General features: G+C 56.7%; 16 protein-coding genes. 14 read left to right on the top strand and 2 right to left on the bottom strand.

Annotated elements, in window-relative coordinates; translation table 11 throughout:
- The 4 genes from BTM36_RS08440 to BTM36_RS08425 form a co-directional block, all read left to right on the top strand.
- Nucleotides 1-306, top strand: a 306-nt coding sequence (locus tag BTM36_RS08440; protein WP_139347109.1) for a CopD family protein, incomplete at its 5' end; no start/stop codon positions are given.
- A gap of 71 nt (nucleotides 307-377) precedes the next feature.
- Nucleotides 378-794 carry a DUF411 domain-containing protein gene (locus BTM36_RS08435; RefSeq protein WP_077235920.1) on the top strand — a complete coding sequence of 139 codons (417 nt, stop codon included), beginning with the start codon at nucleotides 378-380 and terminating at the stop codon, nucleotides 792-794.
- Between the two features lie 154 nt (nucleotides 795-948).
- The gene (locus BTM36_RS08430) at nucleotides 949-1,365 is read left to right on the top strand and encodes a hypothetical protein (protein WP_077235919.1); all 417 of its coding nucleotides are present in this window, start codon (nucleotides 949-951) and stop codon (nucleotides 1,363-1,365) included.
- Between the two features lie 80 nt (nucleotides 1,366-1,445).
- Complete coding sequence (locus tag BTM36_RS08425; protein WP_077235918.1) at nucleotides 1,446-3,794, top strand: heavy metal translocating P-type ATPase; 2,349 nt, start codon at nucleotides 1,446-1,448, stop codon at nucleotides 3,792-3,794.
- Nucleotides 3,795-3,814: 20 nt separating this feature from the next.
- Here the strand turns inward: BTM36_RS08425 and BTM36_RS08420 are convergent, their stop codons facing one another.
- Entirely contained in the window at nucleotides 3,815-4,861 is a 1,047-nt protein-coding gene (locus BTM36_RS08420; protein ID WP_240733900.1) for a DNA-binding protein, read from the bottom strand.
- A 186-nt stretch (nucleotides 4,862-5,047) separates the two neighbouring features.
- Between BTM36_RS08420 and BTM36_RS08415 the strand changes: the two genes are divergently transcribed.
- The 4 genes from BTM36_RS08415 (at nucleotide 5,048) to BTM36_RS27715 (ending at nucleotide 9,140) form a co-directional block, all read left to right on the top strand.
- Nucleotides 5,048-6,010, top strand: coding sequence for a site-specific integrase (locus tag BTM36_RS08415; RefSeq protein ID WP_077235916.1), 963 nt, complete (start codon nucleotides 5,048-5,050; stop codon nucleotides 6,008-6,010).
- A gap of 299 nt (nucleotides 6,011-6,309) precedes the next feature.
- A complete protein-coding gene (locus BTM36_RS08410; protein WP_077235921.1) occupies nucleotides 6,310-6,897 on the top strand; it encodes an SLATT domain-containing protein in 588 nt (195 codons plus the stop codon).
- A 23-nt stretch (nucleotides 6,898-6,920) separates the two neighbouring features.
- Nucleotides 6,921-8,222: a nucleotidyltransferase gene (locus BTM36_RS08405; protein WP_077235915.1), complete on the top strand. Its 1,302-nt coding sequence runs from the start codon at nucleotides 6,921-6,923 to the stop codon at nucleotides 8,220-8,222.
- 87 nt (nucleotides 8,223-8,309) lie between these two features.
- Nucleotides 8,310-9,140 (top strand): hypothetical protein, encoded by an 831-nt coding sequence (locus tag BTM36_RS27715; RefSeq protein ID WP_217349572.1) that lies wholly within the window; start codon nucleotides 8,310-8,312, stop codon nucleotides 9,138-9,140.
- 927 nt (nucleotides 9,141-10,067) lie between these two features.
- Here the strand turns inward: BTM36_RS27715 and BTM36_RS08400 are convergent.
- Nucleotides 10,068-11,414 carry a sigma-54-dependent Fis family transcriptional regulator gene (locus tag BTM36_RS08400; protein ID WP_077235914.1) on the bottom strand — a complete coding sequence of 449 codons (1,347 nt, stop codon included), beginning with the start codon at nucleotides 11,412-11,414 and terminating at the stop codon, nucleotides 10,068-10,070.
- A gap of 274 nt (nucleotides 11,415-11,688) precedes the next feature.
- On the opposite strand from BTM36_RS08400, the gene BTM36_RS08395 reads away from it, so the two are divergent.
- The 6 genes from BTM36_RS08395 to BTM36_RS08370 all read left to right on the top strand — a co-directional run.
- On the top strand, nucleotides 11,689-12,564 hold the full coding sequence (locus BTM36_RS08395) for an MBL fold metallo-hydrolase (protein WP_077235913.1): 876 nt from the start codon (nucleotides 11,689-11,691) through the stop codon (nucleotides 12,562-12,564).
- A gap of 22 nt (nucleotides 12,565-12,586) precedes the next feature.
- The gene (locus BTM36_RS08390; RefSeq protein WP_077235912.1) at nucleotides 12,587-12,781 is read left to right on the top strand and encodes a DUF2892 domain-containing protein; all 195 of its coding nucleotides are present in this window, start codon (nucleotides 12,587-12,589) and stop codon (nucleotides 12,779-12,781) included.
- 68 nt (nucleotides 12,782-12,849) lie between these two features.
- Nucleotides 12,850-14,517, top strand: a complete 1,668-nt coding sequence (locus tag BTM36_RS08385; RefSeq protein WP_077235911.1) for a bifunctional protein tyrosine phosphatase family protein/NAD(P)/FAD-dependent oxidoreductase — start codon at nucleotides 12,850-12,852, stop codon at nucleotides 14,515-14,517.
- Between the two features lie 10 nt (nucleotides 14,518-14,527).
- Nucleotides 14,528-15,322 carry a sulfite exporter TauE/SafE family protein gene (locus tag BTM36_RS08380; RefSeq protein ID WP_077235910.1) on the top strand — a complete coding sequence of 265 codons (795 nt, stop codon included), beginning with the start codon at nucleotides 14,528-14,530 and terminating at the stop codon, nucleotides 15,320-15,322.
- A gap of 129 nt (nucleotides 15,323-15,451) precedes the next feature.
- Complete coding sequence (cydP, locus tag BTM36_RS08375) at nucleotides 15,452-15,661, top strand: cytochrome oxidase putative small subunit CydP (RefSeq protein ID WP_229297116.1); 210 nt, start codon at nucleotides 15,452-15,454, stop codon at nucleotides 15,659-15,661.
- Nucleotides 15,662-15,664: 3 nt separating this feature from the next.
- Nucleotides 15,665-15,910, top strand: a 246-nt coding sequence (locus tag BTM36_RS08370; protein ID WP_174616825.1) for a cytochrome ubiquinol oxidase subunit I, incomplete at its 3' end; no start/stop codon positions are given.

Below are 15,910 nucleotides of genomic sequence, written 5' to 3'. Positions count from 1 at the left end.
CGATCGTTGGTGATCACCGGTGCGCTGAACTACTGGCTGATTGTGGGCCCCACCATTACAGGGCTTTTCTCTTCTCCTTACGGGCAACTACTAATCGCCAAGCTCGGCCTGTTCGGCTTGATGCTGGCTCTGGCGGCCGCAAATCGCTACCGCTTGAGCCCGTTGTTGGAGCGGGTCCACGTTTCGGGAGAACACGCCACGGCGATTGCTGCTCTACGCAGAAGCCTTTTCGTCGAAACCTGCTGTGCTTTCCTGATTCTGGCGCTGGTCGCCTGGCTCGGTACCTTGGGGCCAATGACCGAATAAATTCAATCCCAAGGAGGACAGAGAGTTGCATGCTGGAGGATCGTTGCCCCTTATCGTAAAAGGAAAAAAAGATGAAAAAGTTCTTCCTGGCGAGCCTACTCGCGCTGACTTCTGTTGCTGCGCACGCGGCCGGGGAAGCCATCACCGTGTACAAAGACCCAGACTGCGGCTGCTGCACGGCTTGGGCAGAACACATGAACCAGGCCGGCTATAGGCTCCATGTGGTGGACAGCAAAGAGATGCCTGCGATCAAAAAGCGTCTTGGCGTACCTGAAGCTCTTCAGTCCTGCCATACCGCCGTTGTAGAAGCGACGGGCCAGGTGATCGAAGGCCATGTTCCGGCCCCAGCTGTGGCCAAACTCATCGCATCCCGATCGACAAAAGGTGTCGCGGTACCAGGTATGCCCGTCAACTCACCCGGGATGGGAAAGATGGACGGGAAGTTGGTCACGGTAGACTTTGCCGGCAAGGAATTCTCACGGAATTAGTCGCTACCGTGCTCCAGGGTACATTTCGTCCGGGGCAGGCTTCCGAGCGTTTTCACATAGCTTTGATTTGCATCACTTGCAGTCTTTCTATGCTCACTAGACTTCATATAGAGGCTGCTGATCTGCATGCCTCCTAATGAATCGAGGAGAAATCATGAAACGCTTCACCCACCTGATCGGCACGCTCGCGATGGCAACATTTTCGGTTGCCGCATTGGCTCAAAACGCAGCAGAGCATGAAGGACATCATCCCGAGGCGGCTGCAACTGCTTCTCCCGCGAGATCTGCGGCGGGAGGTGCACCCATGGTGCAGATGGATAGCCAGATAAAAGACATGCGCGAGAAGCATCAAAAGATGATGAGCGCCGCTTCTCCTGAGGAACGCCGCCAATTGATGAAGGATCACATGAAGACGATGAAAGACAGTATGGCCATGATGCAAGGCATGATGGCGACCAGGGCGGAGCATAAATCGGCGCCAACCCCTGCGATGATGCAGAAGCAAATGGACATGATGCAGATGACCATGCAGATGATGATGGACTGTATGGAAATGCCAACGTCGAAGTAAGCCGCTGGCGACGTGAGGACGCGCTTCATTTGCCCCTCACGTTACCTGCTGGATATACCTGACACGGGAGAGCAGTAATTATGGATGAACACCACCACCATCATCACGTCGCATCAGTTCCAGCCGTTGAAGCGGGATCTCCCCCGGAAAACAGCCAGACTGATCCGGTTTGCCACATGAAGGTGGCTCCCGATCCCTACCGGAGGATTGAACACGGCGGGAGAGACTTTTACTTCTGCAGTGACAAGTGCATGGGGAAGTTTCGTGCAAATCCACCCGCATATGTCGGAGATTCATCAAAGCCCGAGGCAAGCACGGTATCGTCTGACGGAACTGTCTATACATGCCCCATGCACCCGCAAGTCAGGCAGCCATCGCCGGGAAATTGCCCCATCTGTGGGATGAGCCTGGAGCCGCTGCTACCGTCGGAGCAAGAAGAGGAGAACCCTGAGCTGCGGGACTTCCAAAGGCGATTCTGGCTCACGTTACCCTTGACAGTGCTCGTGACGGTGCTGGCCATGGCCGGCGGCCGCATATTTCCACATGGCCTGATCGGTCAAAGCTGGATCGAGCTCGCGCTCGGTACGCCCGTGGTCCTGTATGCCGGATGGCCGTTCTTGACCCGCGGTGTCGACTCGATCGTCCACCGCAGTCCCAATATGTGGACCCTGATCAGCACGGGCGTGGTAGCGGCCTATGGCTATAGTGTGGTCGCAACCGTCTTCCCCGAGCTATTCCCCAAGGCCTTCATGGAACACGGGCGGATCGGTGTCTACTTCGAAGCCGCGGCCGTCATCATCTCACTGACCCTGCTGGGACAGATCCTGGAACTACGGGCGCGCTCGCAGACCTCTGCCGCCATCAAATCGCTGCTCGGCTTGGCACCTAAAACAGCCAGACGGATCGCTGCAGATGGTACGGAAGAAGATATCCCCTTGAGTAACGTTCACATTGGAGAGCTGCTACGGGTCCGACCAGGCGAAAAAGTCGCTACTGACGGGGTTGTCGTTGAGGGAGAGAGTGCCATTGACGAGTCGATGTTGACTGGCGAACCGGTCCCCGTTACCAAGCGGCCAGGTGACAAGGTTATCGGAGCAACGATCAATGCCAGCGGAAGCCTGATCATCCGCTCCGAGAAGGTCGGGTCGCAGACCATGCTCTCGCAGATCGTCCAGATGGTCGCCCAAGCCCAACGCTCGCGCGCCCCCATGCAGCGGTTGGCGGACGTCGTAGCCGGTTACTTTGTCGTGATCGTGGTCGGCATTGCCGTACTGACGCTGCTAGGCTGGGGATTCCTTGGACCACAACCGAGCTGGGTCTATGGCTTTGTCAATGCCGTAGCGGTTCTGATTATCGCTTGCCCGTGTGCGCTGGGACTGGCTACGCCCATGTCCATCATGGCCGCCACTGGCCGTGCCGCAACCCAAGGCATCCTGTTCCGAGACGCAGCGGCCATCGAAAGCATGAAAAAGCTCGATACGCTCATCGTCGACAAGACTGGCACCCTGACGGAAGGAAAGCCAGCATTCGATCGGATAGTCGCCGCACCGGGCAGTCAAGAGACGGAAGTGTTGCAGCTGGCGGCAAGCCTCGACCAGGGAAGTGAGCATCCACTAGCGCACGCTATCGTGGCCGAGGCACGCCGGCGCCAGCTTTCCTTGATGACACCCAGCAGCTTTGAATCTTCCAGTGGAATAGGTGTTCGAGGCGTGGTCAACGGCGAGCGGATGGCGCTGGGCAATACCGTGCTGATGGAATCTGAAGGCGTCTCTTCGACACCGCTGCTGGCTGAAGCAGAAGCTTTGCGTGCCGAAGGTGCCAGCGTGATGTATCTAGCGAGAAATGGCGTGCTTTTGGGGCTGCTAGCAGTCTCTGATCCCGTGAAGGAAACTACACGGGAAGCGTTGGCCAGTCTAAAAGAAGCCGGGCTCACGGTGGTCATGGCCACCGGTGATGGAACAACCACGGCGAAAGCTGTTGCCGGAAAGCTCGGCATCTCTGAGGTCTACGGGGAGGTCAAGCCTCAAGACAAGCTCGCGCTTGTAGAACGTTTCCAGGCCGAAGGCAAGATCGTCGGGATGGCGGGTGATGGGATCAACGATGCTCCGGCGCTGGCCAAGGCAAATGTCGGGATTGCCATGGGGACCGGCACCGACGTGGCGATCAATAGCGCTCATGTCACCCTGGTGAAGGGCGACCTGCGCGCCATCGCACGTGCGAGAGGATTGTCGGTAGAAACCGTGCGCAACATGCGTCAGAATCTGGGCTTTGCTTTTCTCTACAACGCCTTGGGCATTCCCTTGGCTGCAGGCGCGCTTTATCCCTTTACCGGGCAACTTCTGTCACCGATGTTGGCGGCCTTGGCGATGAGCTTGAGCTCCGTATCTGTGATCGCGAACGCGTTGCGCCTGCGCGGAGCACGAGGCTAAGCGTCAGCCTGAAAAGGTCGTTAAGACTCTGATTGCCTATTTTTTCGAGGCCCCGGGCCGGTGTCTCTCAAATGAGCGCGCAATTCGGCACTAAGGCTTTCATGTGCCTCCAGCTTTGCCTGTAGTGCCGCACGTTCGATCTCTGCTTTTTGCAGCAGCTGGACTGCCGTCACATTTTCTTGCTCCGCATGGGACAAGCTCGCCTGCAGCTGCTCGTTGACAGCGTTCCGATCAGCCAGCTGGGATTCCAGCATCTGATTTCGATTTGCCACCTCTTGTAGCGTGTCTAGCTTTTGCTGAAGTCGCGCCGCGACACTGCGTTGCTCATAGAGCGCTTGCTGTGCATGCGACAGCTCCGCTACGAGTCGCACGCCTTCTTGGTTAACGCGGGTCACTTCCTCTTGTTTGACGATGGCCTCCTGTCTGAGCTGGCGCAACTCGGCCTGTAAGGTCTGAATTTGCTGCTCATGGCGCCGCAGATCCTGTTCTCTCTGTTCTTTGGTTGCCGTTCGGTAGTGCTCAAGTGCCTCCCGGGCATGCTGGTGTTTTTCTTCCAAAGAGTGGCGGTGCTGTTCGTTTTCCACAAGGCGCTCTTGAAGGGCGCGCACTTGCACCTCAAGCGCGCGGCTTGCGGCCGTCTGCTCCTGGAACTGAGTACGAGTGTGCTCGTGAGCTTGGATCTCATGTAGTCGCGCAGCGTCGGCCTTTGCCAATCGCGTTGACAAGTCGGCCGCCGTCATACGCAAGGTCTCCAATTCAGCCTGCAAGCGGCCTGTGGTGGAATCGGCTTCAAATTTGGCAGAGCGTACCTGCGCATCTGCTTCGGCCTGGAGCTGCGCGGCAAGCCGTTCCACGAGATCCTGCAAGGCCTCGCTGATCGTACGCGATGGCACCCCCGTTGCGCCGTCTTCTTCCTCCAATTCCTTGAGATACTTGTGAATCGTGGTCTTCGACCCGGTATTACCCAACTCGATGCGAACGGCATCCACAGAGGGGCGTCGTCCCATGGCCAGCAGCGTGTCGCGTGCCTTCTTGACCTCAGATTTGTATAAGCCGGTGCGTGCCATCGCGATCCTTGTTTTTGATAATGGATTACATAATACGTATTTACATACTAAATTAGAAGGGCTTTTCGAGGTGTTCTGGTGCAATTTACAGATTAAATATTGACTCGTTATGTCTCCTGATGGGCTAAAATTGACATCATTCGACCCCATCCACCTGTAATGCCGCCTTTTTGAGATTCAAGCGCCATGATCCAGATTGACGACTACTTGCGGGCTGCCACCCGGGACAACACCCGCAAAAGCTACCGCGCCGCAGTGAACCATTTCGAGATTGAATGGGGAGGCTTCTTGCCGGCCACCGCCGATAGCATTGTGCGGTACCTGGCCGCCTATGCTGGCGTACTGGCGCATAACACCCTGAAGCAGCGCATCTCTGCCCTTGGCCAATGGCACGTCGACCAAGGCTTCCCCGACCCGACCAAGGTGCCCGTGGTGCGCAAGATGCTGCGAGGCATCCAGGAACTGCATCCCGCGCAAGAAAAGCGGGCCAAGCCGCTGCAGCTTGAGGCGCTGGAGCAAACCTGTGCCTGGCTCGAACAGCAGCGCGAGCGGGCACGGCACCAGGGGCGCTTCGGCGATCTGCTCCGCCACACCCGCGACAAGGCGCTACTGCTCATCGGATTCTGGCGCGGCTTTCGCAGTGACGAGCTGGCCAGGCTGGAAATCGATCGCATCGAGGCCGTGCCCGGCGAGGGCATGAGCATCCACCTACCACGCACGAAGACCGATCGAAGCCTCAAGGGCACCACCTACAAAACGCCGGCGTTATCAAAGCTATGCCCGGTTGCAGCCTACCTTGATTGGTTGGCTGTCAGCAGGCTCAAATCGGGCGCCGTCATTCGAGGGATTGACCGCTGGGGTACGATCAGCAACGGGGCCGTCAATGCAGCGAGCATCATTCCCTTGCTCCGTCGGATCTTAAAGGCTGCCGGAGTCACGGATGTACACCTCTATAGCTCGCACTCGTTACGCCGAGGCTTTGCTAGCTGGGCCAGTGCCAATGGTTGGGAGATGCGGGCGCTGATGGAATACGTGGGATGGAAGAACGTCAGTTCGGCTTCTCGCTATGTTGATTCGCCGGATCCCTACCACCGCGAAATGCTGGAGAGGCTCGTTCCTAAAACTCTGCCACTGCCGGACCAATCTTGATCCTTTTGTAGCCGGCGATGATTTTTGTCAGCACATGGGAGGCTGATTTAGCGCAGGAATCGAAATAAGTTGCGATGCGGAAATCTGGTTCTTTGGGTTCGAATTCGGGCACCAAAACGCGTAACACTCCTGCAAGTTTGGGGTGGCTTTTCGGGTAATATCGGTGGAAGGGGGCCGTGGGGGCTTACCGTCAGCCAGGGGACGTTACTGATCATTGCGTGATCAGCCGACATTGAGCGCGCGTCCCATTGACACCTCCTGTAATCCCCGCGAACGACAACTAAAAATTTTTGCTCAGGATGAATAGAGATTCTTTGCTCAAGCTAATCGCCACCACCGGGTACAACGTGGGCTTTGGTGCCAAGAAGCACTTTGCTACTCTAGATATGGTAGAAAAGCTGCCGGGGTGGATTGGATTGGCCTCGCTTGCCGCGGGCATCTTGTCGCTGTTCGTTCCTCAGTTCGAAGACAAGTTCGTCACCGCAGCATTCACGATCATTGGCGTGGCTTCTATCACGTTCAACACCTACAACGATTCCAAAGACCAATACGTCAAAAATGGAAAAGCACTGACCGCCAGTTTTCACGAGCTTAGAGTGCTCTACGAGACGGTCAAATCCCAGGCCGAGGGGGCCGATCTAGCTCCTTTCATTTTGCAGCACGAGCAAATCCAGCAGGCTGCGCTGGAATACGGCATGAGCAAGCATATCTTCTTGAGTGACTGGTACGCGCACATCAAGTTTTTCGGCCAGTCACAGATCGATTGGATGGACGAGCAGCTCCATTTCAAGTTCATCAAAGACAAGGTGCCATTTGGCGCGAAGATAACAGTCATCACGGTTGTCGTTGTTCTGGGGGCGGTGGCGTTGAAGACGCGCCTCTGCTAAGTCATAAAATAACGATAAAAATTATGAGCACGTCTCTTTTCCAGCAATTTCGTGGCAACTTGGTCGTCCAGAATGCGGGCGAAATCTCGACCTCCTACGCAAGTATCACCAAGCGCTTAAATAAAGATTTTTGGGAGGTCGACTCGGACGTCTCTCATCGCCGGCAAGTAGGTTCCTATGGTCGAGGCACCGCCATCAATGGCGTAAGCGATCTAGATATGGTGTTCGAGCTGCCTTGGGCAATGTATGACCGCTACAAGGCTTATTCCTCGAACGGGCCATCTCAACTGCTGCAGGCCGTGAAAAATTCGCTGAAAAATCGATATCCGAGCACCGACATCAAAGGGGATGGTCAGGTAGTCGTGGTCGAATTTTCAAAATTCGTGGTGGAGGTGCTGCCGGCGTTCTGGGACGCCAATAGCCAGTGCTATCACTTCGGCGATACCCATGGTGAGGGTACTTGGAAAACCTGCAAGCCCATCCAGGAAATTGCCGCTGTCGATGACCGGAATATCAAGACGAACCGAAATCTCAAACATGCATGCAAAATGATCCGTGCGTGGAAGAACACTCACGGCATCAATATGAGTGGGATTTTGATCGATACTCTCGTCTACAACTTCTTCGGCCAGACCGACGAATTTAATCTGGTTTCGTATGGTTCATACGACCGGATGTTCGTGTCGCTTTTCTCTTATCTGGGTAATCTGGATCATCAGGATTACTGGGCCGCGCCCGGCAGCGGCCAACGGGTGTACAGCAAAGGGAAATTCCAGAGCAAGGCAAAAAAGGCGGCAGTAAAGTGTCAGGAGGCGCTTGAGAGCGACAAAGAAAAAAAGAAAATTAAACTGTGGCGTGAAGTATTCGGTCGGACATTCCCGGCGGTCGATGCGACCAGGATTGCAGTGGAGGCACATGCCCAAGACAGCGCTGCCTACACCACTGAGCAGTTCATCGAAGATCTCTATCCGGTGGACGTTCGCTACGACCTTAGCATTGACAGCGACGTCATTGATAACGGCGTCAAGGGTGAACGCCTGCGCAGACTTTCCGCTGTCTTCCAGTGGCTTCCTATCGGCCGATCGCTTCGGTTTTTTGTGGAGGAAAATACTGTTCCAAAGCCTTACCAGCTTTTATGGAAAGTGCGCAACGTTGGCACAGAAGCTGAGCGTAGAGGTATTCGTGGCCAGATTTTTCCCGACGAAGGGCGCATGGAACGGCGGGAGAGAACAGACTTTCACGGTGACCATTTTGTCGAGGCATACATCATCAAGGATGAAGTTTGCGTGGCTCGTGACGTGATCGACGTGCGCATCAACCAGTAAGGTATATTTCGGCCGCCTATGACATTTAGCGCTTCCTCACCGCCCCAAGTAGCCAATGTGCGATTGTTTGCGCCCGAACGTTGGGGAATGGTCGCCCGTTACGGTAACTTTTACGAATCAACTCACGAGCTAAGCCGCCAGGCGCGTCAAGCACTGAGAGGGATTTCCGCGCACTTCGATAAGGCAGAGATCTTCCGATCATTAGCCGAAGATCTGCGCGGTGGCGTAACCCTTGATGCCGAGCATTTGCACACACATGGGTATACCGAATTCGAACATTCGAGAAAATTGGCAGCGGTAATCGAATCTGAAATTCAGGAGCTCTATTCCGCGGTTGATTGCACCCGCCAGGTAGTGCATTGCCTCTTCGCGAAGACTTGCAGACGATTTCCGGATTCGACGCGCAAAACGTTTCAGGCAGTTCGGGACGCTAAATTAACTGGACTTGCTCCTGAGCTAGAGGATGCGTTTGCAAATGCTCATTGGTACTGGCAGCTATTGCACATGCGAGATGCGCTCACGCACAGCGATACCGGCATGTGTCGAGCGGCGGAGGGCAACACTATTTCGTACTCTCACGCTGGACTTTCACAAAATGGCAAATCACTAGAGATTTCCGACATATTCCAACGATTGGATTCACTCGCCACCAGCGTGAACCAATTTATAGGCGAAGTTTTTCATTACCTGTATGGCCAGCTCCGACAAGAACCGATGAGGCAGACGTGCGGCATTTTTGAAGGGCGCTTCTATTTTCGACACGTTGCTCCATTACCCGATCTTTCCTTCCATAGCGGCGTCTGCGGGACGCGACACTATGAGGCTTCGCCCGGCGGTCGGCGATGTCCATTGGCGGAGCAATGCGGGGCGTTTGCAAGAGCGGATCCTAAGGATGACGCTACAAATTTGGCGAGATAAGAGGAGAGTGCGATGCAAATCGGGAAACTATACGACGTCGTTTCTCAACTGGACTCTATGAGATCGAGTATGAGAGCGGGGTCAAGTGCATCAAGAAAACTCCGAAGTCATATCGAGTTGAAAGGTCCAACGGGACAACCAGGCTGGTAGGACAAGATTCCATCTTGGAGCTGAAAGAGGTTTCTGCGCTTCGAGCCGGCGATTACGGCCGAACCCGCGACGTCTTTATACCGCCAGGAGAATAAAGACGGCATCATTAATCGCTTGTAGGATTATGTGTCAATTCCTGCTTTATTCCGGCATGGCCCACAGATCACCACATGCGCTGGTCGGCAGCGAGACCAGGCACAAGGGCTGATCCTGCAAGCTAAGCGCCAACAAGGGAAAAGCCTGATACAAATCAGAAAACTATAATTCCATGAATCCACTACGTGAGCGCATCCGAGAAGAACGAGAAATTTTCCGCATGACGGGACCACGCGCATTCCGGCGGAAACGCTTCGTTGCGAAGAAAGATTTACGTCCTCTTCGGGTCGTAATTCGACGATCAATGCCTTTGAAACCCAATCCCAAGTGGGACTCCGTACCCAGCATCCCTAGAGCCGATTAGTTACTTTTACGCTTGAGATCCGAAATTTTTCGTTATGTCGGCTGGCTAGCAAGAAGACAGACAATTGATCGAGAAATAATCAATTTCTTATCATAGCTTCTGCGAAAATTTCCAAAATCCCAGCCAACCCGCAGGTTTTCCCGGCGCTTCCGGAGGCCCTTTATAACAAGTGGGAATAAAACAGCCTTCACAAATTACTTTTTCGCTTATATGCGAAAATTTGCCTTATCTCGGCTGCCCCCCGTAATCGTCGGCGCAAAAATCATGTGCGGCAACAGTCCGTTTCTCTCGCGTTATGAGAATAACCCCGTCCCGCCCTAATCACGCTCAAAAGATCCTGCCTCTTTCATACGTCTGTATAACGTACGCTCGCTCATACCCAAGCTTGCTGCCAGCTCCTTGCGGCTGCCGTTGAATTCGCGTGCTATCTCTACAAGATCGCGCACTTCACTTGCAAGCTTGTCCAATCCGGGCGCTCGCGGCGGGTAGAAACGATCCAGTGCGAGATGCTCTTTCTTGATCACTCCATCGTCCGCAAACAGGCGCGCTCGCTCGATCACGTTGCGAAGTTCGCGGATATTTCCAGGCCAGTCGTGTTGCATCAGCTGCGTCATCGCGTCAGCAGAGATTTGTAGCGACTTGCCTGCTCCCCCTGCCCCTCGCTGAAGCAATGACTCGACCAGCAAAGGTATGTCATCACGCCTCTCGCGTAACGGCGGCAGATGGAGCGGGAAAGCACTGATGCGGTAGTAAAGGTCCTGACGGAAATCGCCTTTGGCCACCATTTCCTGCAGCGGCTTATGGGTTGCTGCCACGAGGCGAAATTCGGCCTGCTGTGTGTCGACCGCACCAACGCGCCGGAAAGTGCCGGATTCAATCAACCTCAACAGCTTGACCTGCATCGCCAGTGGCACGTCGCCGATTTCGTCCAGGAACAAGGTGCCCCCCTTGGCTGTTTCAACCAGGCCCGCCTTGCGGACGTGGGCGCCGGTGAAGGCGCCCTTTTCGTATCCGAACAACTCGCTCTCGAACAGGCTCTCGGTCAATCCCGAGCAGTCCACCACCACGAACGGCCCATGCACCCGGGGACTGGCTTCATGCACTGCGCGCGCAAACAGTTCCTTGCCACTGCCTGACTCTCCAAGCAACAAGACCGGTAGATCCGACATCGCCACCCGCTGCAATTCGCCCAGGGCACGATTGAAGGCTGCTGACTTGCCAACCAGTCCCTGGCGACTGGCCTGTACCGAGGCATGACGCACCGTCTGCAGACGCTCGACGAACCCCACCACGCGATGCTGGTGGTCGATGATGGGCCGCAGCTCAACATCCACATGTTCTGGTCCGCGCGGTGTGTGATGAATGTGCAGCACTCGATCCGGGCCCTTGGTGGCCAGCGCACGTTGCAAAGGGCAATGCTCTCCGGCCTGGTCGCAGGGAACCTGGTAATGGTGTGACATTGCATAACACTTGTGGCCAATGGGCGCCCTGCCAGCTGTGGCGAACTGGCGCTTGTAGGCGGTATTGGCAGCCAGAATCTCGTACTCCGTATTCATCACGATCATCGGCGTGGGCTCATGGTCCAGATAGGAAATCAGGGCCTGTACCTGGAACGACTGCAAAACATCGGGTAGCGACTCCACGAAATCTCTCGCTTTCTTCAAGACAAATTCAGGCAAATGCTGCCTTCTGGATGGTTCTGGCAAAGGGACGTCGGCGACCAGTCCGTGCTGGACCCATCACCTCATTTGGGTCGGCGCACCAACGCTGCCAGGTGGCAGTATGACACTGCCACTTGGCAGTGTCACTGGCAGTCATTCGATCTACAGGCGAAGCGATTTAAGAAAATATTCCTTATAAATCAATTGTTTGAGAAAGTTTCGTGATCTGGCACAAGTTTTGATATGAAGAAAATATCTGACAACAGAGGACGACAACATGGACAACCTGCATATTGAAGGTCATTTCGACCCTGCCACCAGTACTGTGAGCTATCTGGTACTGGACCGCACAACCCGGCAATGCGCACTGCTGGACAGCGTGCTGGACTACGATCCCAAATCCGGCCGTACCTCTACCAGTAGCGCCGATCACCTGATCCGGCGTGTGCAGGAGCTCGGTGCCTCGCTGCAATGGATCCTGGAAACCCATGCCCATGCCGACCATCTGTCTGCGGCCCCCTATCTCAAACGCAAGCTGGGCGGACGCATCGCCATCGGTGAGCACATCCGCCAGGTGCAAAACGTATTTGGGGCGCTTTTCAATGCCGGCAGTGAATTTGCCCACGATGGCAGCCAGTTCGATCACCTCTTCGCCGATGGCGAACGCTTCCAGATCGGCGCTCTGCAAGCGCGTGTCATGCACACCCCCGGCCATACGCCTGCCTGTATCACCTATGTCGTGGAGGAAGGTGACCAGATCGCAGCCTTCGTCGGCGACACCCTGTTCATGCCCGACTACGGGACCGCACGCTGCGATTTCCCCGGCGGGAACGCCCGCACCCTCTTCCATTCGATCAACAAGGTCCTGAGCCTGCCGCCGCATACCCGTATCTACCTGTGTCACGACTACCAGCCCAACGGCCGGCAGCTTCAGTTCGTCACCACCGTGGCCGAGGAGCGTAGCAATAACATCCACGTCCGTGACGGCATCAGCGAGGAGGAATTCGTGGCCATGCGCACTGCCCGTGACGCCACCCTGGCCATGCCGGTACTGCTGCTGCCGTCGGTGCAAGTCAACATGCGCGCGGGTCAGTTGCCACCGGCCGAGGCCAACGGCATGCGCTATCTGAAGATCCCGCTGGACGCAGTCTGATCACCCACCCTGAGGAGTCATCATGAAATGCAATGTAGGCGGTATCGACCGCATCTTGAGAATCGTCGTTGGCGTCGTCCTGGTCATCCTTGCGGCGACCGGTACCGTGGGATGGTGGGGCTGGCTGGGCCTGATCCCGATAGGAACCGGCTTGTTCCGCTTCTGTCCGCTGTATCCGCTGCTGGGCATCAGCAGTTGCGCTACCCGGGATCGCTGATCCCCCTCCCCTTGCTGGCGGACGCCGGGGCGTCGCCGCCAGGGGCACATCAATCAAGGAGACATTCCATGAACATCAAGCAACTGACGGCCAACTTGTCCGTCTCGGCCCAGATCATGCCTGCCGATATGACAGAGATCGCTGCGGCCGGCTTCAAATCCATCATCTGCAATCGTCCGGACGGGGAAGCCGGCGACCAACCCAGTTTCAGAGAGGTGGAACAACAAGCTCAGACTGCGGGCATCGAGGCGCGCTATCTGCCGGTGATTCCTGGTCAGGTGGCCAATGCCCAGGCTGACGAATTCGATCGTCTGCTCGAAGATCTGCCCAAGCCCGTGCTGGCCTATTGCCGCAGTGGCATGCGCAGTACCACGCTGTGGGGGCTTTCGCGCGCCGGTCGCATGTCCACGGGGGAGATTTTGACCCGCGCCGAACAGGCGGGTTACGACCTGAGCGCGCTGGTGCGCAGAATCAACCAGAGCAATGCCAACCCATTCGATGTAGCCGACTCGACGCACAAGGTAGTCATCGTCGGTGGTGGCGCGGCAGGTATCTCGGTAGCGTCCAGCCTGCTGGCGCGCCAGCCTGGACTGGATATCGCCATCATCGACCCGGCCGATGTCCATTATTACCAGCCTGGCTGGACCCTGGTGGGCGGCGGTGTATTCAAGCCCGCGCAGACGGCCCGGGTGATGGGATCGCTCATCCCGCGCGGCGTACGCTGGATCAAATCGGCCGTGGCAGGTTTCGAGCCTGAGCGCAATGCGGTGCTGCTGGAAGGCTGCCGTGTGGTCAAGTACGAGCAGCTGGTGGTCTGTCCCGGCCTCAAACTGAACTGGGACGGCATCGAAGGCCTCACCGATACCCTGGGTCGCAACGGCGTGACGTCCAATTATCGTTATGATCTGGCGCCCTACACCTGGGAGCTGGTGGAGCGCTTCAACGGGGGCGATGCCATCTTTACCCAGCCGCCTATGCCCATCAAATGCGCCGGTGCCCCGCAAAAGGCCATGTATCTCTCTTGCGATGCATGGCGGCACGCCGGTGTGCTCAAGAAATCGAATGTGCAGTTCCGCTCCGCTGGTGCGGTGCTCTTTGGCGTGGCCGAATACGTGCCAGCCTTGATGGAATACGTGCAGGCCTATGGCATCGACCTCAACTTCGGACAGACCCTGACCGCCATCGATGGTGGACGCAAGATCGCCACCTTTGCGGTCAACTCCCCCGACGGCAGCTCACAGAAAGTGGAAGTCCCCTTTGACATGATCCACGTGGTGCCGCCGCAGACGGCGCCGGACTTCATCCGCAGTAGCCCTCTGGCCGATCCGGCCGGGTGGATCGATGTTGATCAATCGACCTTGCAGCACAAGCGCTTTGCCAACATCTTCGGGCTGGGCGATGCGGCCAACTCGCCCAACGCCAAGACTGCCGCCGCGGCCCGCAAACAGGCGCCGGTGGTCGCCCACAATGTGCTCCACAACCTGGGCCGGCAATCCGTTCAGGCCCGCTACAACGGCTATGGCTCCTGCCCCTTGACCGTAGAACGCGGCAAGATCGTTCTGGCCGAATTCAACTATGGCGGCAAGCTGGCACCCAGTTTCCCGGCATGGATGCTGGATGGCACGCGTCCATCGCGCCTGGCCTGGCTGCTCAAGGAGCGCATCCTGCCGCCGCTGTACTGGGAGGGCATGCTCAAGGGGCACGAGTGGCTGGCGCAACCCGAGATGGTCGGTTGAGGAGGCACAGATGAGCATGAGCCTGTTACTGGGTGCCTTGGTGGGCTGCATCATGGGTCTCACCGGTGCCGGTGGCGGTATCCTGGCCATTCCGCTGCTGGTGTTCGGCCTGCATCTGAGCGTGCCGCAGGCTGGGCCCATCGGTTTGCTGGCCGTCGGCATTGCTTCGGCGATGGGGGCGGTGATCGGTTTGCGGGCCGGCATCGTACGCTATCGCGCCGCCGCGCTGATCGCTGCCGTCGGCATCGTCCTCACGCCGCTGGGAACGTGGCTGGCCCATCAGCTCGATACCCGCTATCTGACGCTGCTGTTTGCCATGGTCATGGTGTGGGTGGCCATCAAGGGCATGCGTGATGCCCGGCGCAGCAGGACGGCCGCGGCTACCGTACCAGATGACTGCCCCTGCCTGCGCGACCAGAGCGGGCGCTTCGTCTGGACACCCCGCTGTGCCAGTCGCCTGGCCGTCACGGGTGGTGTGGCGGGTGTGCTCTCGGGGCTGCTCGGCGTGGGCGGCGGGTTCGTCATCGTCCCGTCCTTGCAGCGGGTGACCGACCTGGCCATGCAGTCTGTCGTCTCGACGTCGCTGGCGGTGATCGCGTTGATTTCACTGGTCAGCGTCGGCACCAGCATGGTCAGTGGTCACTTCGATCTGAGTATTGGATTACCTTTTTCTGCGGGAGCGATGGCTGGTATGTTGCTTGGCGGGAAGCTCGCAGTACGCTGGCACCCCGCCCATCTGAAACTGGCGTTTTCGATAGTTTGCATGGTGGTTTCTGCTGGCCTGATCATGAAGTCTATTTTCTGATCATTGCGCACCCATACTGTCATTTCAGATCGGTTTTCCTACACACCCACATAAAAAATAGAGGTGATGATGAAGCAAACTTTGGGGCGGAAGTGTAGTTCAGGGGGCACTTCCAGACGGCTGACAAACATGCCGTTAGCCGCGGAAATCACCATTCTTCTGATCGTCAAAGTGGCCCTCATTACTGTTCTGGCCAAGACCTTCTTCGCCCATCCAGAGGCCAAGCATATGCAGATGCCGGTTCAGAGCGTGGAGCAACGCATGCTCGCGCCAACTTCCGTATCGGCATCGTCGGCTGACATGCAACACGCATCTGAAACAATTACCAAACCGGAGTAAGACATGGTTCCCATCGATGAAGTCGTCTCGCTGTCACGGCTGCAGTTTGCCGTCACGGCGCTCTATCACTTCCTGTTCGTCCCCCTCACGCTAGGCCTGTCCTGGATCCTGGTCATCATGGAGTCGGTCTATGTCATGACCGGCAACCAGATCTACAAGGACATGACCCGCTTCTGGGGCAAGCTCTTCGGCATCAACTTCGCCATGGGCGTGGCCACCGGCATCACCCTGGAATTCCAGTTCCTACTA

The sequence above is a fragment of the Herbaspirillum sp. VT-16-41 genome (assembly GCF_001994935.1).
GTDB classification, from domain to species: Bacteria; Pseudomonadota; Gammaproteobacteria; order Burkholderiales; family Burkholderiaceae_D; genus Herbaspirillum; species Herbaspirillum frisingense.
The sequence above is the reverse complement of the archived record's forward strand: the minus strand, read 5'-3'. Positions and strand labels throughout refer to the sequence as shown.